Raw genomic sequence first — 16,447 nt, 5'->3', positions numbered from 1 at the left:
TTTCCGCAGGCGGACGTTTGGCCTGAGCGCGTCCGGCAGCAATCTGGGACCGCTTTGATCGGCCCGGGCGTTCCCATAACTTTGGAATTTGTTCCGAAGTAGCGTCGCGGTATGGCTACTCCGACCGTGCCTTTCTCCGACCTCTCGAAGCACTCCAAACGAGTGGCAGACACGCTCGACCGAGCGCACCGGTTGCATGTCAAGCGTCGCGACGGCGAAGACCTGTACATCACCACCGCGCGGCACGATCGGGAGCGGGAGGAGACGGCCGACGTCGTGTCTCGCCTGCTGGCCGTACTGGTCGCGAGCGATGAGGGGGCGCGGGCGGTCGAACGTGCTCTGCCGGTGGTCTTCCCGTGGGTTCGCCATCTTTCGGTTGGCGAGCGTCAGGAATTCGTCCGTGACATCGTCGATGCCACTCGCGACGTCATCGATCTCGACGTGCATGCCACGTTGCCTCGAATAACGGCTGAATGGCGGGCGACTGCCCGAATCCTGGCCGATCCGGCTTTGGCCGCACAGGCGGGCCGGCCCTTGCCCGATGAGGAGCACGGCGAGGTATTCGCACCGTAGCCCAAAGCGCGGAGATGACGTGGCACCGCCACCGGTGGGTGCCGAATGGCGGTTGCGATTCGGCACAAACGATGCCGCCAAGGGATGAGGAGACCGGTGCTCGCAACACGCCGTCCCAAGCAGGGCCGATGCGCTTCGAGCATCACGATGGGATCGGCGTTTGTCTCACGGCAGGAACAAATAGCCCACAACATCTCCGAGGTTTCCCGCGTCGGACTGACTATGACCTCACTTACCGAGCGCACGAGCCACCCGAGAGCCCGCCGATACGGAGCCTGGACCGGCGCCGCCTCCCTGGCCGCCTGCCTGACGGTCGTCCTCGGCGGGGGTATCGCCAACACGGCCAACGCGGCCACCGTGGACAGTGCGGCGGCACCGGCCACCGTCTCCATCGCGGTGAATTCCGCCGACCGGATCGACTGGCCGTCCGTAGTGGAGCCGGCTCTGAACTGCCCCAAGCCGAGGCCGCGCGCCGCCTGGTACGTCGTGCACGCCCGCGTAGCCGCCGTCGGCGACCTTACCCGTGACGGCAAGCGTGAGACCGTCGTCGTGTCGTCGTGCCCGAGCTCGACGTCGAGCAATCCCTTGATCGCCTTCGTCTACGACGGAGCCTCCAAGCCCTCGGCTCCGCGCTTGCTCGGGAAACTCGGCAAGAACCGCTACTTCAAGTCCCTGAAGGTCGCGATCCAGGGCGGGCGTGTGCAGCTGCACGGCAAGGCGCTCAGCGACCAGGCCCCCAGGTGCTGTCCAGACCTGATGGTCAGCCAGATCTACAAGTGGGACGGCACGCAGTTCCGCAAGACGGCGGACAAGGCGAACCGCATCACGTGACCACAGCTCGGCTGGCTGATCGACGAGCGTGGCGTGGGGGCGTTCTCGACCTGGCCCGCAACGCAGGCGGGCAGTGCGGCCGTGAGGTTCACCGCCGCACTGTCCGCCACTGCGTGCTGTACGCCGTGAGGATCACCGCCGCACTGCCCGCCACTGAGCACAGCACGCCGCTGATCCTCACAGCGAGGGCGCGAATCCGCCGCTGAGGGCGGCGAACAGGCGCTCCAGGCGGGCGCGGTGGTCGTCTGCGGTGGTGTCGGCCGGTTCTTCGGCGATCAGGAGCCGGGCGGTCTCCACCAGCACGGTGGAGTAGCCGGCGATGAAGAAGGCGGCGAGCAGCGGGGCGTCGCCGTCGAAGGCCGGGTCGTTTTCGAGTTCGCCGGCGAGGGTCTGCTGGAGGTCGGAGGCGATCTCCCTGGCGCGGGCGAGCAGCGCGGGCGAGGCCGCGACGGTCCGGAAGAAGGGGACGGACCCGTCCTTGAGGCCGGACAGGGCGTGCCGCTCCTCGAGGAGACGGAACGCCACATCACGCAGGGATTGGAGCACTCCGGCGTCCGGGGCGCGGTCGCGTACCGCTGAGCGCAGGAGCCCAACGGCGTCGACCTCGCGGTCCAGGAGAAGGTCCTCCTTGCGCGGGAAGTGCTTGAAGACCGTCACGGCCGAGACCCCGGCCTCTCGCGCGACCTCGGTGACCGTGACCGCGTCGAATCCGCGTTCGACGAACAGCCGGGTCGCGACCTCCGAGATCTTCGCCCGCGTCTGCGGCCCGCCTCGCGCTCCGGTCCTGGGCATCCGGCTCCACTTCCTTGTGTCACTTAACTTAGTCAGTTAACGTAGTGGCGTGTTCATCGAACAGACAACCGTCATTGTCGCCGGGGCGGACCCCGGTAGGCCCCAGCGGGTGGCGCGGCACCCCGGCCGTGTCCCGTACGGGGGAGGGGAGGTGACCGGCCCGCACGAACGGCCGGACAGCCCTGTGCCGGAGAGCCGTCCCGTGTCGGACAGCCCCGTGCCGGAGCGCCCCACGGGCGCGGATCTTCATGAATGAGATGGCGGCGGGCCACCCCGGTCCTACTCCCCGGTCGTTGCGGGAAGCGTGGGTCGCGTTGGCGGGACTGTCAGCGGTGTTCCTCTTCGAGATGCTGGACAACTCGATCCTGAACGTCGCCCTGCCCGTGATCGGACGCGAGCTGCACGCCTCGACGACCGCGCTGCAGTGGGTGACGGGCGCCTACGCGGTCGTGTTCGGCGGGTTGATGCTGGTGTTCGGCGCGGTGGCCGATCGGTTCGGCCGGCGGCGGATCATGCTGATCGGGCTGGTCCTGCTCGCCGGGGCGAGCCTGGCGACCGCCGTGGTCACCAGCGCCGAGCAGCTGATCGCCGTACGGGCGACGATGGGGGTCGCCGCGGCGATGACGACCCCGGGATCGATGGCGCTGGCGTTCCGGCTGTTCGAGGAGGACGGCCTGCGCGTGCGCGCACTGACCCTCATCTCGACCGTCGGCCTGGTCGGGCTCGCGGTCGGCCCGACGGCGGGCGGCCTGGTGCTGGCGGTCGCTCCCTGGCAGGTCCTGCTGCTGGTGAACGCGCCGATCGCCGTGCTCGCGTTCCTCGGCGTACGGTCCGGCGTCGCCGCCGACGACCCGGCCGGCCTCCACCGTGACCCCCTCGACGTACCCGGGATGCTGCTGGGTACGGCGACGATCGTGCTCGCGCTCCTCGCGCCGACGCTGTTCGTGGACGAGGGTGCCGGCTCCTGGGCGCCCTGGGTGGTCACCGCCATGGCCGCCGGGACGGCGATCTGCTTCGTCCTGCGCGAGCGCTTGGCCCGCCATCCGCTGCTCGACCTGAAGCTCCTTGCCCTCCCCCTGGTCTCCAGCGGCCTGGCCTACAAGGCCGCCACCGGACTGGCGACCGCCGGACTCGGTTACATGGTGACGCTGCAACTGCAGCTCGACTGGGGCTGGCCGCCCGCACTGGCCGCCATCGGGATGCTGCCGCAGGTCGTCGTACTCATCGCCGGCAGCGCGTTCGTCAACCCGTTCGTGGAGCGCGTCGGCCTGGACCGGGCCGCATGGATCAGCTCCGCGGCGGTCGTGTCCGGCCTCGCCGTCTACGGTCTGCTCGGCCGGTTCGGCTACCTGTGGGTCGCGATCGCGCTCGTCCTCGTGGCGGCCGGGATGCGCGTGGTGGGCGTCGTCGCCGGGTTCAACGTGGTACGCGGCCTGCCCGAGAACCGGACCACCATCGGTACCGCGCTCGTCGACACCGCCACCGAGGTCACCTCCGGCACCGGCATAGTCGTCACCGGCACCATCCTCGCCACTCTGTTCACCGGCGACATCGCCACCTCCCACTGGAGCCCGCGGCAGACCGGAGAGTTCCACCAGGCCGTCACCATCGCGGGTCTCACCCTCACCATCGTCGCGGCGGTCCTTGTCGGCTGGGGGATCGCCCGCACCCGGCCCGCCGTCGGCGACCAGGGGGCCACTCCCATCGACGACACCGTCCCCCAGGACGCCTGACACCCCACGCACCATCATCACTGGGCCACACAGCGCTTCGGAGAGCTGAGCAGTACTCCATTCCCCTGGTGACTCTTCCCCTCCCCGAACCGATCCCCGGGCCCCTCCCCGAACCGACCCCCCCGAACCGATTTCAAGGAGCACACATGACGATCACCCTCCGACCCGGCAGCACCGTAGTGTTCACCGGAGACTCGATCACCGACTGCCAACGGCTGCGGAGCGAAGACGGCCTCGGGTTCGGCTACCCGCTGCGCATCGCGGGCGAGTGGGGCCTCCGGCATCCGGACCGCCCCGTGACCTGGCTGAACACCGGGATCGGCGGCAACAAGGTGATGGACCTCGAAGCCCGCTGGCAGGCGGACGTGCTCGACGCGCGACCGGACGTGGTGTCGATCCTCGTCGGGGTCAACGACATGGGCTGGCACACGCTGGACCCGGAGGGGTACGTGATCCCTGTGGAGGAGTTCGAAGCGGGTTATGACCGCCTGCTCGCGCCCCTCGCCAAGGCGGGCACGGAGTTGATCCTCATCGAGCCCTTCCTCCTGCCGATCAGCGGCGTCGTCAAGGCTGGTGTCGCGCGCGCACTCATCGGAGAGAAAGAGCGAAAGGAATGGCGCGCCGACCTGAACCCGAAGATCCAGGCCGTGCGGGAACTCGCCGACAAGTACGGTGCCCATCTGGTTCCCGCCGACGGCATGTTCGCCGAACTCGCCGCGACGACCGGGCCGGAGTACTGGGCCGCGGATGGCGTACACCCGACGTCGGCCGGTCACGCCGCACTCGCGGCGGCCTGGCTGCGACTGGTCTCGTGACCGGGCGCCCACGGCTCCCGACCGGTCAGGGGCGGGAACGGAGTTCGGCTTGCCGAGATCATCCTCGGGTAGCCTGACCACCCTAGATCAACTTTGTGGAGGTGGCACCGATGTTGAACTACGGGCTTGACCTGTCCGGTGTAGAGCTCGACCGGGCTCTGCCCGACTTGGTGGCCGAAGGGGATGAGCTCGATGCCCTGGTATCGGCGGAGGCCGACTGGTCGAAGCCGACCCCGGCAGTGGGGTGGACGATCGCCCACCAGATCGCTCACCTTGCTTCAGCGGATGCGAACGTTCTCATCGCCATCCGGACCCCGGAGGCGTTCGACGCCGTGCTGAAGCAGGCGGAAGCCGCAGGCAGCCAATCCGCTGATCTCGACGCGGCCGAGGGGGCGGCCAAACCGCGATCAGTGCTTCTGGAACAGTGGCGCGCGGGCCGGACCGAAGTGGCAGCGGCGCTACATGACGTTCCACTGGACCATGGGTTTCCGTGGTACGGCTCCCAGCTGACCAAAGCTCTCATGGTGCCGCTGCGACTGATGGAGACATGGGCTCACGGGCAGGACGTTTTCGACGCGCTGGGTGCCTCACGCCGTCCGACTGCTCGACTCCAGCATGTGGCCTCGTTGGGAGTGATAGGGCGGGAGCTGTCGTTCTATGCCGCCCAATTGCCTACTCCGGCAGAGCCGTTCCGCGTCGAGCTGACTGCTCCCGACGGCGAAACCTGGGCGTGGGGCCCAGAAGATGCCGAACAACGGGTTCAGGGCAGCGCTCTGGACTTCTGCCTTCGAGTCACCCAGCGCAGGCCCCGAGCCCAGACGGACCTCACGGCAGTCGGCGAGGACGCGCGGAAGTGGCTTGAGATCGCTCGCGTCTTCCTCTGAGGAGGCGAGTGGCGAGCTCGGGTCCGCCCTCCTGGACGCAGGCGGACCTTTGCCATGAGCGTGTCCGTCAGCAGGCTCGTCCAGAAGCCGATCAAGCGGATGAACTGTGGAAGTAGTGCCCCTTGTCGAGGTCGTCGACGAGTCCGGGCTGGGTCGGCTGCCACCCCAGTAGCTCGCGGGTCAGCGTGCTCGAGGCCGGGCTGTCGGTCGCGAGGAAACCGGCCAGCCAGGTGAAGTGCTCGCCCGCGCTCTCCGGCGAGATGGCGGCCACCGGGATGCCGAGATGGCGGCCGATCACTTCGGCGATGGCGCGGATCGGCACGCCCTCGTCGGCGACAGGGTGCAGCGCCGATCCCGCCGGGGCCTGCTCCAGCGCCAGGCGGAACAGGCGGGCGGCGTCGACCCGGTGCACGGCGGGCCAGCGCGTGGCCCCATCGCCGATGTAGCCGGAGACGCCCTTGTCGCGGGCGATGCCGACTATGGCTGCCATGAAGCCGTAGTCGCCTTCGCCGTGCACCGTCGGGGGGAGCCGCAGGACCGACGAGCGGACGCCGCGGGAAGCGAGGGCGAGCGTCAGCCGCGCGGTGGCCTGACGAGCATGCGGACCGCTGCCCGGCTGCGCCGCATCCGATGCGGGACCACGCCCGTCCTGCTCGGTCGCCACCCGCCCTGGTGCCAGCCCGATCAGCCCGGAGGCGAGGACGAACGGTCGATCAGAACCCGCGAGTGCCTCGCCCATCGTCTCGACGGCTCGACGGTCCGCGTCGACAGCGCTCTGGAAGTCTCCAGAGAAGGCGAGGTCGTGCTTGAACGCGAGGTGGATCACGCCGTCCGACGCGGCGGCCGCTTCCCGCAGGCCGTCGAGATCATCGAGTGTGCCGTGATGCACCTGCGCCCCGGCCGCGGTGAGGGCGGCGGCCGAGGCCTCTGAGCGGGCCAGCCCGGTGACCTGATGGCCCGCGCCGATGAGCTCGGGAACGACGGCGGAGCCGATCCAGCCGGACGCGCCGGTGACGAAAACGCGCATGAGAAAACCTCCGGATAAGTCAGCCGAGCGGCTGACTGATGTCAGTTGCTGTCATCACAGTAGCAAGCAATGTCAGTCGCTGTCATCAAGGTACGATCGGGGCATGGGGCGATGGGAGCCGAACGCGCGCGGCCGGCTGGTGCAAGCGGCAATGGAGCTCTACGGCGAACGCGGGTACGAACAGACCACGGTGGCCGAGATCGCCAACCGGGCGGGGCTAACGGAGCGAACGTTCTTCCGGCATTTCGCCGACAAGCGCGAGGTGCTGTTCTGGGGCGGGGCCGCGCTGCAAGAGCTCCTCGTGAGCTCCGTCGCCGACGCCCCTGATTCCACAGCGCCGATCGACGCGGTCGCCGCGGCCTTCGAGGCCGCCGCCGCCCAGCTTCAGGAGCGCCGCGAACACTCCCTGCAGCGCCAGGCCATCATCGCCGCGAACGCGGAGCTTCGAGAGCGTGAGCTGATCAAACTCGAGTCGTTCGCCTCGGCGCTCGCCGACGCCTTGCGCCTGCGCGGCGTCGCGGACACGGCCGCGAGCCTGGCCGCTGAGGCGGGGATCGCGGTTTTCAAGATCGCGTTCGTACGCTGGCTCGCCACCGGCCAGCCGGACTTCCCGCAACTCATCCGAGAATCATTCGACGAGCTGAAGGCACTGACCGCGGGCGCGGGGGTCACCTAGGCCCATCACCTGGCCCGCCGCATGCGCACCACACATGCGCTGCGGCGGTTCGCCGGGCAGCCCTACCAGCAACGCGGCTGGTCCACGTCCCGGGTTCTGCTGATGCTCGCTGTCGACGAGTCCCCGTGAAACGCATGGCCGTTTCAAGAGCATGTTGTGCGGCTGAGGAGGTGGAGGGTCCGGTCATGTAGCGGGAGGCTTCACCGGTAGACCGGCGGCTGGTCGGCCGGGTTTGAATACACCGGGGTTCCCCAGCTATGGCCGGGGACCAGCGCCGCCAACCAACGCGGATCGGTGACCTCAACGTCATAGTCTGCCTGGACGAGATGGTCCTCGTCCTGCCATTGACCGTTGCGCTCGTAATAGAGAGCTTCAAAGGTTGACGTTATGTAGTTGTATCGTCACGGCTGGGGTGACATGTGGGCGGTCGCCGTTCATACCGGAGACATGAGATATCCCGACAGTGGCGGGCTGACCGCGCAGGCGCGGGCCCGCCGGGAGCAGGTGCGGTTCGCGGCCGGGGAGATGTTCGCCGCCGGGGCGAGTGACCGGCAGGTCGCCGAACACTTCCGGGTCAGCCTGATGTCGGCCAACCGCTGGCACCGGGCCTTTGACCAAGGCGGGATGGACGCGCTGGCCTCCAAGGGGCCGGGCGGGGAGAAGTGCAAACTGACCGGCCCACAGGTGGAGGCCTTGGCGGCGGCGCTGGAACAAGGGCCTGCCGCGCACGGCTGGGCCGAGGACCAATGCTGGACCCTGGCCCGGATCGCGGATCTGATCGGTCGGCTGTTCGGGGTGTCCTACACGGTGGGCGGGGTGGACTACCTGCTGCATCGGATGGGGTGGAGTTGGCAGGCGCCCGCCCGCCGGGCCGCCGAACGCGACGAGGACGCGATCGCCGCCTGGCGGGAACATGCCTGGAGCGAGGGAAAAGGACCGCGGCACGATTGGGCGCCTGGTTATGTTTCGAGGACGAGGCTGGCCAGGGGTTGAGGCCGCCCAAGGGCCGTAGCTGGGGACCGCGCGGGACCACCCCGGTGGTGAAGGTGTCGGGCGGCGGCTCGGGCACGGTCATGATCGCTGGCCTGGTGGCCACCAAACCCGGCTGCGCCCCGCGGCTGATCTACCGGATCCGGCTACGCCGCGGACGCAAGGGCGAACGCAAGTCCTTCTCCGAACGCGACTACGCGGCCCTGCTGGACGCCGCCCACCAGCAGCTCGGCGGCCCGATCGTGGTCTGCTGGGACAACCTCAACACCCACATCAGCGTGAAGATGCGCACGCTGATCAACGCCCGCCCATGGCTGACGGTCATCCGACTGCCCACCTACGCACCCGAACTCAACCCGGTCGAGGCGGTCTGGGCCCACTTGAAGCGCTCGCTGGCCAACCTGACCAAGAAGACCCTCGACGAGCTCGCCCGACTGATCAAGACCAGGCTGAAGAAGATGCAGTACCGGCCTCAGCTGATCAGCGGCTTCATCGCCAAGACCCATCTCGACTTCAAACCGCCATAACCACAGCCTTTGAAACTCTCTAGAAGTCGTTCAGATCTGCTCAGCCATCGTCAGTCACCGGATAGTTTCGGGCGGCAACCCGTTCGACCCGTCGGATATAGCGCTTACTGTTGGCAGCAACCCAGTTCTCATCGAGGAACTCGTCCATAGTCACCGTCAGTACGTCGTAGGGCTCCATCTCTCGGTGGTTGTATGCCGCGTCCCACAGCATTTTGAAGAAGAAGTCCAGGTCGCCGTCGGGCAATGGCGCGTGATCCTTGTCGTGGGTCAAGTAGTACACTACGAAGATTCGTAACCGCGCACGTAGCGCACCGGGATCGCAATCGAGCACGCGGACGCCGTACAGATCTGTGGACATTGGGTTCTCCTCGCGAATCAGTTGTCAACCGACAGCCTGCCTCACCGCTGGTACATTCGCGAGCATCGGGCAGCGTCTCACTGGCCCGCCCGAGTCACCCCAATCCGCTGGTCCATTCTGGAGCCAGAATGGAATGGACGATCGAGTCTCGCCATCCGTCCCGGACGCGGATATGCCCGCGAATGCGGCCCTCCTCGACCATGCGGAGCTTGCTCATCACCCGGGCCGAGGGCTCATTCGCCGGGCTACGCGCGCCCCAGACTCGATACAGGCCGAGCTCATCGAAGGCCAGCCGCAGCAGGAGCGTTACCACTGCGGCACCGAGGCCCTGCCCCCACCGGTCAGCCCGAAGTGCGAAGCCGATCTGACCACTGCTCTGCAGCGGATGGCCGACGTCGATCGCCAGCCGCGCGAACGCCACCAACTCCCCGTCCGGGTCGGTTCCGGCCAGGGAGTATTCGAGCCGCGGTTCCGCTTGAGCCAACGTCATCAAGCTGTCGATCGTGGCCCGGACCTGTTCGCGGGTGCGCGGCTCGAAGGACATGTGCTCCACCACCGTCGGGTCGCCGTAGATGGCCAGAAGGGCATCCACGTCGGTCGAAGTGAACTCGCGGAGGTTGGCGCGCGGGGAGGTGATCATTACTGGATTCATGGGCGGTGAACTCCGGAAATCGCCGCTTCAGTGTGCTCGCGCAGAGAGCGTATCCAATTCCTCGCTTACGCCCGCCATCGATTACATCGGTGTCTGATGGATGAGGACGACCCGCCAGCCTTCGGGGGTGCGGCGATATGCGGTCGTCGCGTACCACGAGGTTGTCTCTTCGCCGGTGGTGCTGGTCAGCGTGTAGGCGACAATGGCGCCGGAGTCGCCGAGCAACTTGACGGTGGCATCGTTTGCCTGGCTGCTCCGGTCCGGATTTCCGCTCCCTTGGGAGTACATCTGGAGCACCTGCTGCCTGGACACGATGCCATAATTTCCCATGGCCATGAAGTCGTCGGCGCAATACTCCTGGAAGAACTTCTCATCGTAGGCTGCGTCGGCGTTCAGCATTCGCTGCTCGATTTCCAGTAGCGTCTTTTCGATCTCGCTCATCTTGCCTGCTCCTCCAGTTGTGCCGGGCCAGCCATCGCCTGGCGGTCACGGCCCAGGTTGCCAGCCATACCTGCCATCTCCCGGCAGGTACTCTCACCTGGAAAGGGGCAGCCGGACGGGCGGCGAAAGCGGCGTCGGGACCGGGTTGGCCTGGAACGACTGGATCATCAGGGCCGCGAAGCGGCGCGAGGCCGCCACTCTCATCTCGGGTGACTCGGCGTGGATGCCGTCGTTCGCCATCAGCGCCAGGCTGATGTCCTCCAGCACGAAATCCTTCCGCAACGGGCCTGCTTCCTTCGCGCGCCGCACCAGTTCGAGCAGTCGGCGCAGCGTGCGAGCGTGCTCCGCGGCGAACTCGGCCGATTGGGGGAGTCGCGAGGTGAACGCGCGGGCGAAGCCCCGGTCGAGGGCGTGCGCCTCCATGAGCCTCTCGATCACCAGGCGGAACCCGCGCCACGGGTCGCCCGCCGCCATGCCCTCCTCCACGATTGCCGAGCAAGAAGCCATCTGCTCGGCGAAGGCCTCGGCCAGCAGCGCTTCCTTGGTCTGGAAGTGCCGGTAGACGGTCGCGACGCCGACCTCGGCGCGCCGGGCGATCTCCCGGATCGGCACCTCGAGGCCCTCGGCGGCGAAGGCCGCGCGAGCCACCGCGAGGATGCGCTCGCGGTTGTCGCGGGCGTCCGAGCGGAGCTTCGTTATCACTTGGGCCGTCATCGCTCTCACTTTAGCTAAACGGAGGGGGTGCTCCGTTACGTTCGGCGCATGAGAGCGATTCAATTCACTGAGTACGGCCCGCCCAGCGTTGTGCACGTCGCCGAGGTGGAGGCGCCGCACGCCGGGCCGGGCGAGATCCGCATCGCCGTACGGGCCTCTGGAGTCTCGCCCGGGGAGACCTACATCCGTTCCGGGGCGCTGCGTGACATGGTGCCCACGACGTTCCCGTATCGGACCGGATTCGACGCCGCGGGCGTGGTGGACGAGGTCGGCGACGGCGTCACGGGCGTGAGCGTCGGCGACGAGGTGTTCGGCATGGCCGACACGATCGCGCGCGGCGTCAATGCCGACTTCGCGGTCCTGGCCGCCTGGGCGCCCAAACCGGCCGCGTGGAGCTGGGAGGAAGCGGGCGGCGCCGCGGGCAGCGTCGAGACGGCCACCCGGGTGCTCGACCGGCTCGCGGTCGGTGCCGGGCACACCGTGCTCGTACAGGGCGCGGCCGGTGCGGTGGGCACCGTCGCTGTCCAGCTCGCGGCCGCCCGCGGCGCCACCGTCATCGGTACGGCGAGCGAGCACAACCACGACTTCCTGCGTTCCCTCGGCGCGGAGCCGACCACGTACGGGCCGGGGCTCGTCGAACGGGTCCGCGCACTGGCACCGGCCGGGGTGGACGCGGTGTTCGACTGCGCCGGAGGGGCGCTGCCAGACCTCATCGCCATCGCCGGTGACACGGCGCGTGTGGTGACGATCGCCGACTTCACCGCGGCGGCCCACAGCGTACACATGTCGCACGGAGCGCCGGCCGAGGAGACGGGCACGGCCGTGGGAGCCCCCGCCGACCCGCAGGCGGTGCATGGCCTCGCGATCGCGGTCAAGCTCGCCGCCGAGGGCCGGCTGCGGGTGCCGGTCGCGGCGGTGTTCCCGCTCGCCGAGGCCGCGGCCGCGCACGAACTGAGCGAAAGCCGCCACGCGCGCGGAAAGATCGTGCTGGTGAACTGATCGGCCGCCCGTGGCCGTTCACCGGTCGCGGGCCCGATGCCGCTCAATGGCCGAGACCCTGTCACGCGGCGGCGGTGTGCCTGCCCCTTAATCCGGCAAATGGTCAACAACCGATCCGAACTATCACTAAGGTGATCAAGTCAAAGATCAAGGAGGAACCTGGTGAAGCAGACGATCGCCCGGCGGATCGGCCGTTCAATGCTGGTGGTGGCGCTGGCGGGAGGCGTCGTGACGGCTGGCGTCGCGTCCCCGGCGCTCGCCGCGCGGAAGGCGACACTGGGTCCGTACGGGTACGGCAACCTGAAGCTCGGCATGACCGCCTCCAAGGCCAGGGCGACCGGGCGGATCGTCCACAAAGCGGTCGGGGACTCCGCCAGATGCACGGGCTGGGACCTCAAGGAGAGCTCGAACGGCGAGTACGCGGTGGGGATGTACATCTCCAAGAAGCGCGGTGTCGCCATGATCATCGCACCGCCCGGCCTGAAGACGCCTCAGGGCATCGGACTCGGCTCCAGCAACGCGCAACTGAAGGCCGCCTACCCCGGTCTGCGGCGTGGTCCGGGTGGGTATCCAACCGCCACCGTGCCGGGCAACAAGAAGGCGCTCTACATGTTCTACGTGTCGAGGGACAACAAGGTATCCAGCCTGAGCCTGGTTCTGGCCACGCAGGACTGCGTCAGGTACTAGCCCCCACAGCCCCCGCGTCGTTCGCCGGGCAATTGGAGAGGATCGTCCGCTCTATCCTGGGCTTCCGTTTCGGCTGAATGGTCACGGAAGGTCGAGGGACCCTTGAAACAGCGGACTTTCCTCGCCGCTCGCATCGATCAATGGTCACGCGAGCACCCCAGGATGCTGGATCTGGCACTGGCCGGCTTGATGTGGCTGGTTCTCGGCCTGTCGAGTGCTCTCGCGGGGCTGCCCGCCTTTCTCGTCGGCACCGCCGCCATCCTCCCTCTCGCCGTACGGCGGCGCTTCCCGACCGCGGTCCTCGCCTGGTCGGCGGCGGCCTTCGCCGTTCAGCTGGCGGTGGTGCCGATTCCGTTGCCGGCCAACGTCGCGCAGGCGATCGTCGTCTATACCGTCGCCGCGCACGTCGCGTCCCTGCCGATCCGCCTGCTCGCCCTCGGTGCCGCGCTCGTCGGGAGCGTGCTCGCCGGCTTCCGGTGGAGCGTCCCGCCTGAATACCTGACGAACGTGCTCAAGAACGCTGTGTTCCTGGGGATCCTGTTTGTACTGATCTGGGTCATTGGCAATCTCGTCCGCGGTCGTCAGGCCAACATGCGCGCCCTGCGTGAGGCGAGTGCCCGGCTCGAGGAGAGCCGGTTGCAGCGCGAGCGGTACGTCGCGCAGCGGAAACGTGTTGGCGCGGCACGGGAGATTCACGACATCCTTGCCCACTCCCTCACCGTCGTGATCGTGCAGGCTGACGGCGCCGAGTATGCCGCCGAGCACGCGCGGCCCTGGGATCGCGCGGACGCGGGAAGGGTCTTCGCGACGATCGGGCGTACCGCGCGGTCGGCCCTCACCGAGGTGCGTGGCGTCATCGAGGTACTCCGCGACGCCGACCCCGACCTCGACGGTGACGGGGCGGGCGAGCTGAGTGGGGCCGAGTTGCCGCAGCTCGTGGAGTCGGTACGGGCGGCGGGACTCGCTGTGGACGTCGAGGCCGATCCGGCCGTGTTCGACGATGTGCCCACCGCGATACGGTTTGCCGTACTCCGGGTCGTCCGGGAGTCACTGACGAACGTGTTGAAGCACGCCGGCCCGCACGCCACGGCGCACGTGATCGTCGCGAGGACGCAGGAGGGGATCATGGTTCGGGTCGAGGACGACGGTGTAGGTGTCGGTGCTCGTCGTGCCGACCCGATCACGGACCACGTTTCCGAGCCAGCCGACCCGATCACGGACCACGTTTCCGAGCCAGCCGACCCGATCACGGGCCACGCTTCCGAACGTTCCGGCTATGGCCTCGACGGGATGCGGGAGCGGTTGCGCGCCCTGGGCGGAGTGCTGGAGGCAGGCCCACGCCGTGACGGCGGATTCGTGGTCGATGCCGCGATCCCCGTAGCCGTTCTGTCGCCTGCGGGTCGAGCGGAAGGCGCGTGATGAGTCCCGATCGTCTCATCCGCGTCTTCCTGGTGGACGATCAGGAGCTGGTGCGTACCGGGTTCGCGATGATCCTCGACGCCACCCCGGACCTGCGGGTCGTCGGATCGGCCGCCGACGGGCAGACGGCCCTCGACGCCCTGCGGCGGCCCGAGCACCATGCGGACGTCGTCTTGATGGACATTCGCATGCCGGGCATCGACGGCGTGGAAACCACCCGGCGGCTGCTGGCCACACCCGACCCGCCACGGGTCGTCATGCTGACGACCTTCGACGACGACGAGCTGCTCGTCGCGGCTCTTCGAGCGGGAGCGGCCGGCTTCCTGCTCAAGGACGCGGGCGCGGCCGAACTGCTGACGGCGATCCGGGCGGCCGCCGCCGGGGAGGCGCCGGTCGCGCCGAGGCTCGTACGTCGCTTGATCGACTCGTTCGTCCTCGCGCCGCCGACGACCACATCCGCCGAGCACCCGCCCGCCGAGCGTCCGCCCGCCGGCGCGTCCAGGCTGGGGCGGCTCACCTCCCGCGAACGCGAGATCCTCGCCTCGGTCGGCCTGGGACTCACCAACGCGGAGATCGCCGCGCGGCTGCGGCTGGCGGAGTCGACCGTCAAGACGCATCTCGGCTCCGTACTGCGCAAGCTCGAACTACGCGATCGTGTGCAGGCGGTCATCCTCGCGCAGACGCATGGGCTGACCGGAGACTCGCGGCGGACCGACTGATCCCGATCGCGAGGGCGCAGGCCGCTGTGCCGACGAGTACGAACAGCCCGGTGTCACCGGCCAGGTATTCGCGCAGCACCACGGGCTGCTCAGTCGACACCACGTGCTCCAACAACAGGGCAAAGGTGGCATTGTGCGCGAAGTGCGCCAGCACCACCGGCCACAGGCTGCCGGACATGACGCGCAGGTACCCGAAGAGGAACGAGAACGCGATCACCGAGCCACTGAACAGCAGGAGCACCAGGGCGCGGTTCCCGCCGGTGTGGTAGTACGGGGTGAACAGGATGTACGGCAGGTGCCAGGCGATCCAGACCAGCCCGACGACGAACATCGCCGAGCGCTCGCCCAGGTACGCGAGCCGTGGCTGCAGGTAGCCGCGCCACCCGATCTCTTCGGCGAACGCCAGGATCGGCCCGGTGATGGACACGGCGATCACTGACTGCACCCACTCGCCGTGCGGTGCGGTGAATCGGCCGAAGCCGAGCACGACGGCGCCCGCGGTGGCGAGCAGGCAGACACCGGCGGTGGTGGCGATCGTGAGCGGCCAGGTTCGCAGGCCGAGCCGCCCCATGCCGAGCCGGCGCCAACCGTCTCTGGAGTATCCCTCTCGCGTGACGACGAGCAGCATCGCCAGTACGACGAGCAGGGGCGACAAGGCGAGGACGAGCCCATCGGCGATGTTGGCGGTGCCCAGCGAGATCGTGAGCGCCAGGACGATGAAAACGATCGACGTGGCGCGATCGGAGAGCCGTTCGAACACGGACAGACCTTCCTTTGGGGATTTGGCCTGGCCCAGTGTTCAAGAACGCGCCGCCGCCGCCATCCACCCACGATCCGAATTTCGGCCCGGCCCTCCCCTCACGGGACTAGCACCTCAGGCCGACCCACACCACGGGGTGGTCCGCTGAATTGACGTTGGACAATTCCGGCACTTTATTACGTTGGTCGCCCGGCACACAAGATCGCTTTTCTGGCGTATGAACCAGCCTCAATTCACGCGGATGTATCGCGAAAGTCATCTCTCACGGTGCCAGCGAGCGGCTACTTTAAGTGAGCAATCAGCGGGGCGATCACCGCGCAGATTGGGCATATGTTGTGTGTGTCGTCCTGTGTGGTTTCGTGGCGACAGAACGGCGGAGGTGCTTGGTGAGCGTTGGCGAATTTAACCCGGACGCTGGACCGCTGGCTCAGTTCGGATATGAATTGCGGAGATTCCGCATCGACAAAGGGCTGACCATCGATCAACTAGCGGACCGGATCGGTTACAGTCCGAGCCTCGTCGGCAGCGTCGAACGGGCCGCCAGAAACCCGAGCAAGGACTTCACCGAGCGTTGCGAGGAGACGCTGGGCCTGTCCGGCGAACTTATCGCCCGCTGGCCGAGCATAAGCCGGACGCGGAGCCCCAAATGGTTCCGGCCGTGGCTGGAGGTCGAGCAGGGGGCCACGGCCTTGCGGATTTGGGAGCCGCTCATCGTCCCCGGACTGCTTCAAACCACCTATTACGCGCGCGCCATTTTCACCGGCAAGCCAGGTACGACACCCGAGCAGATAGAAGAGGCGCTGCGATACGCGCGGAGGCGCTTCCACAGCATGTATCACTCAAGGTGATC

At 68.0% G+C, this 16,447-nt stretch carries 20 protein-coding genes; 13 read left to right on the top strand and 7 right to left on the bottom strand.

The window, feature by feature from the left end:
• The first annotated feature begins 111 nt into the window (after positions 1-111).
• On the top strand, positions 112-573 hold the full coding sequence (locus ACQP2T_RS49055; protein ID WP_433511669.1) for a hypothetical protein: 462 nt from the start codon (positions 112-114) through the stop codon (positions 571-573).
• A gap of 222 nt (positions 574-795) precedes the next feature.
• Positions 796-1,404: a hypothetical protein gene (locus ACQP2T_RS49050; protein ID WP_433511668.1), complete on the top strand. Its 609-nt coding sequence runs from the start codon at positions 796-798 to the stop codon at positions 1,402-1,404.
• 177 nt (positions 1,405-1,581) lie between these two features.
• Here ACQP2T_RS49050 and ACQP2T_RS49045 read toward each other — a convergent pair whose 3' ends face one another.
• The gene (locus tag ACQP2T_RS49045; protein ID WP_433511667.1) at positions 1,582-2,196 is read right to left on the bottom strand and encodes a TetR/AcrR family transcriptional regulator; all 615 of its coding nucleotides are present in this window, start codon (positions 2,194-2,196) and stop codon (positions 1,582-1,584) included.
• Positions 2,197-2,444: 248 nt separating this feature from the next.
• Between ACQP2T_RS49045 and ACQP2T_RS49040 the strand changes: the two genes are divergently transcribed.
• From ACQP2T_RS49040 to ACQP2T_RS49030, 3 genes are all read left to right on the top strand, one after another.
• Entirely contained in the window at positions 2,445-3,929 is a 1,485-nt protein-coding gene (locus ACQP2T_RS49040; RefSeq protein WP_433511666.1) for an MFS transporter, read from the top strand.
• Positions 3,930-4,075: 146 nt separating this feature from the next.
• On the top strand, positions 4,076-4,744 hold the full coding sequence (locus tag ACQP2T_RS49035; protein WP_433511665.1) for an SGNH/GDSL hydrolase family protein: 669 nt from the start codon (positions 4,076-4,078) through the stop codon (positions 4,742-4,744).
• A 110-nt stretch (positions 4,745-4,854) separates the two neighbouring features.
• Complete coding sequence (locus tag ACQP2T_RS49030; RefSeq protein WP_433511664.1) at positions 4,855-5,628, top strand: TIGR03084 family metal-binding protein; 774 nt, start codon at positions 4,855-4,857, stop codon at positions 5,626-5,628.
• A 91-nt stretch (positions 5,629-5,719) separates the two neighbouring features.
• Here ACQP2T_RS49030 and ACQP2T_RS49025 read toward each other — a convergent pair whose 3' ends face one another.
• Complete coding sequence (locus ACQP2T_RS49025; protein ID WP_433511663.1) at positions 5,720-6,655, bottom strand: SDR family oxidoreductase; 936 nt, start codon at positions 6,653-6,655, stop codon at positions 5,720-5,722.
• A gap of 103 nt (positions 6,656-6,758) precedes the next feature.
• On the opposite strand from ACQP2T_RS49025, the gene ACQP2T_RS49020 reads away from it, so the two are divergent.
• From ACQP2T_RS49020 to ACQP2T_RS49010, 3 genes are all read left to right on the top strand, one after another.
• The gene (locus tag ACQP2T_RS49020) at positions 6,759-7,331 is read left to right on the top strand and encodes a TetR/AcrR family transcriptional regulator (protein WP_433511662.1); all 573 of its coding nucleotides are present in this window, start codon (positions 6,759-6,761) and stop codon (positions 7,329-7,331) included.
• Between the two features lie 447 nt (positions 7,332-7,778).
• Positions 7,779-8,324: a winged helix-turn-helix domain-containing protein gene (locus ACQP2T_RS49015; RefSeq protein WP_433509576.1), complete on the top strand. Its 546-nt coding sequence runs from the start codon at positions 7,779-7,781 to the stop codon at positions 8,322-8,324.
• Positions 8,279-8,848: a transposase gene (locus ACQP2T_RS49010; protein ID WP_433509575.1), complete on the top strand. Its 570-nt coding sequence runs from the start codon at positions 8,279-8,281 to the stop codon at positions 8,846-8,848. The genes ACQP2T_RS49015 and ACQP2T_RS49010 overlap by 46 nt, the downstream gene beginning before the upstream one ends.
• 40 nt (positions 8,849-8,888) lie before the next feature.
• Here the strand turns inward: ACQP2T_RS49010 and ACQP2T_RS49005 are convergent, their stop codons facing one another.
• The 4 genes from ACQP2T_RS49005 to ACQP2T_RS48990 all read right to left on the bottom strand — a co-directional run bounded on the left by ACQP2T_RS49005 (position 8,889) and on the right by ACQP2T_RS48990 (position 11,013).
• The gene (locus ACQP2T_RS49005; protein ID WP_433511661.1) at positions 8,889-9,206 is read right to left on the bottom strand and encodes a hypothetical protein; all 318 of its coding nucleotides are present in this window, start codon (positions 9,204-9,206) and stop codon (positions 8,889-8,891) included.
• A gap of 94 nt (positions 9,207-9,300) precedes the next feature.
• Entirely contained in the window at positions 9,301-9,846 is a 546-nt protein-coding gene (locus tag ACQP2T_RS49000) for a GNAT family N-acetyltransferase (RefSeq protein WP_433511660.1), read from the bottom strand.
• Between the two features lie 93 nt (positions 9,847-9,939).
• The gene (locus tag ACQP2T_RS48995; RefSeq protein WP_433511659.1) at positions 9,940-10,299 is read right to left on the bottom strand and encodes a nuclear transport factor 2 family protein; all 360 of its coding nucleotides are present in this window, start codon (positions 10,297-10,299) and stop codon (positions 9,940-9,942) included.
• Positions 10,300-10,392: 93 nt separating this feature from the next.
• A complete protein-coding gene (locus ACQP2T_RS48990) occupies positions 10,393-11,013 on the bottom strand; it encodes a TetR/AcrR family transcriptional regulator (protein WP_433511658.1) in 621 nt (206 codons plus the stop codon).
• 48 nt (positions 11,014-11,061) lie between these two features.
• On the opposite strand from ACQP2T_RS48990, the gene ACQP2T_RS48985 reads away from it, so the two are divergent.
• The 4 genes from ACQP2T_RS48985 to ACQP2T_RS48970 all read left to right on the top strand — a co-directional run bounded on the left by ACQP2T_RS48985 (position 11,062) and on the right by ACQP2T_RS48970 (position 14,837).
• Complete coding sequence (locus ACQP2T_RS48985; RefSeq protein ID WP_433511657.1) at positions 11,062-12,012, top strand: NADP-dependent oxidoreductase; 951 nt, start codon at positions 11,062-11,064, stop codon at positions 12,010-12,012.
• Between the two features lie 162 nt (positions 12,013-12,174).
• Entirely contained in the window at positions 12,175-12,699 is a 525-nt protein-coding gene (locus ACQP2T_RS48980) for a hypothetical protein (protein ID WP_433511656.1), read from the top strand.
• Positions 12,700-12,801: 102 nt separating this feature from the next.
• A complete protein-coding gene (locus tag ACQP2T_RS48975; RefSeq protein WP_433511655.1) occupies positions 12,802-14,118 on the top strand; it encodes a sensor histidine kinase in 1,317 nt (438 codons plus the stop codon).
• Entirely contained in the window at positions 14,118-14,837 is a 720-nt protein-coding gene (locus tag ACQP2T_RS48970; protein ID WP_433511654.1) for a response regulator, read from the top strand. Before ACQP2T_RS48975 ends, ACQP2T_RS48970 begins: the two co-directional genes overlap by 1 nt.
• Here ACQP2T_RS48970 and ACQP2T_RS48965 read toward each other — a convergent pair.
• Positions 14,785-15,597: a lysostaphin resistance A-like protein gene (locus tag ACQP2T_RS48965; RefSeq protein ID WP_433511653.1), complete on the bottom strand. Its 813-nt coding sequence runs from the start codon at positions 15,595-15,597 to the stop codon at positions 14,785-14,787. The two genes, ACQP2T_RS48970 and ACQP2T_RS48965, sit on opposite strands and share 53 nt — an antisense overlap.
• Before the next feature lie 386 nt (positions 15,598-15,983).
• Between ACQP2T_RS48965 and ACQP2T_RS48960 the strand changes: the two genes are divergently transcribed.
• On the top strand, positions 15,984-16,445 hold the full coding sequence (locus ACQP2T_RS48960) for a Scr1 family TA system antitoxin-like transcriptional regulator (protein WP_433511652.1): 462 nt from the start codon (positions 15,984-15,986) through the stop codon (positions 16,443-16,445).
• The last annotated feature ends 2 nt before the right edge of the window (positions 16,446-16,447 follow it).

It is taken from the genome of Nonomuraea sp. CA-143628 (assembly GCF_050942315.1).
Classification (GTDB): Bacteria; Actinomycetota; Actinomycetes; order Streptosporangiales; family Streptosporangiaceae; genus Nonomuraea.
The sequence above is the reverse complement of the archived record's forward strand: the minus strand, read 5'-3'. Positions and strand labels throughout refer to the sequence as shown.

Excerpts from the sequence above, each read along its gene's own strand:
- ACQP2T_RS49055 (WP_433511669.1), top strand. The coding sequence starts at position 112 with ATGGCTACTCCGACCGTGCCTTTCTCCGACCTCTCGAAGCACTCCAAA.
- ACQP2T_RS49050 (WP_433511668.1), top strand. The coding sequence starts at position 796 with ATGACCTCACTTACCGAGCGCACGAGCCACCCGAGAGCCCGCCGATAC.
- ACQP2T_RS49045 (WP_433511667.1), bottom strand. The coding sequence starts at position 2,196 with ATGCCCAGGACCGGAGCGCGAGGCGGGCCGCAGACGCGGGCGAAGATC.
- ACQP2T_RS49040 (WP_433511666.1), top strand. The coding sequence starts at position 2,445 with ATGAATGAGATGGCGGCGGGCCACCCCGGTCCTACTCCCCGGTCGTTG.
- ACQP2T_RS49035 (WP_433511665.1), top strand. The coding sequence starts at position 4,076 with ATGACGATCACCCTCCGACCCGGCAGCACCGTAGTGTTCACCGGAGAC.
- ACQP2T_RS49030 (WP_433511664.1), top strand. The coding sequence starts at position 4,855 with ATGTTGAACTACGGGCTTGACCTGTCCGGTGTAGAGCTCGACCGGGCT.
- ACQP2T_RS49025 (WP_433511663.1), bottom strand. The coding sequence starts at position 6,655 with ATGCGCGTTTTCGTCACCGGCGCGTCCGGCTGGATCGGCTCCGCCGTC.
- ACQP2T_RS49020 (WP_433511662.1), top strand. The coding sequence starts at position 6,759 with ATGGGGCGATGGGAGCCGAACGCGCGCGGCCGGCTGGTGCAAGCGGCA.
- ACQP2T_RS49015 (WP_433509576.1), top strand. The coding sequence starts at position 7,779 with ATGAGATATCCCGACAGTGGCGGGCTGACCGCGCAGGCGCGGGCCCGC.
- ACQP2T_RS49005 (WP_433511661.1), bottom strand. The coding sequence starts at position 9,206 with ATGTCCACAGATCTGTACGGCGTCCGCGTGCTCGATTGCGATCCCGGT.
- ACQP2T_RS49000 (WP_433511660.1), bottom strand. The coding sequence starts at position 9,846 with ATGATCACCTCCCCGCGCGCCAACCTCCGCGAGTTCACTTCGACCGAC.
- ACQP2T_RS48995 (WP_433511659.1), bottom strand. The coding sequence starts at position 10,299 with ATGAGCGAGATCGAAAAGACGCTACTGGAAATCGAGCAGCGAATGCTG.
- ACQP2T_RS48990 (WP_433511658.1), bottom strand. The coding sequence starts at position 11,013 with ATGACGGCCCAAGTGATAACGAAGCTCCGCTCGGACGCCCGCGACAAC.
- ACQP2T_RS48985 (WP_433511657.1), top strand. The coding sequence starts at position 11,062 with ATGAGAGCGATTCAATTCACTGAGTACGGCCCGCCCAGCGTTGTGCAC.
- ACQP2T_RS48970 (WP_433511654.1), top strand. The coding sequence starts at position 14,118 with ATGAGTCCCGATCGTCTCATCCGCGTCTTCCTGGTGGACGATCAGGAG.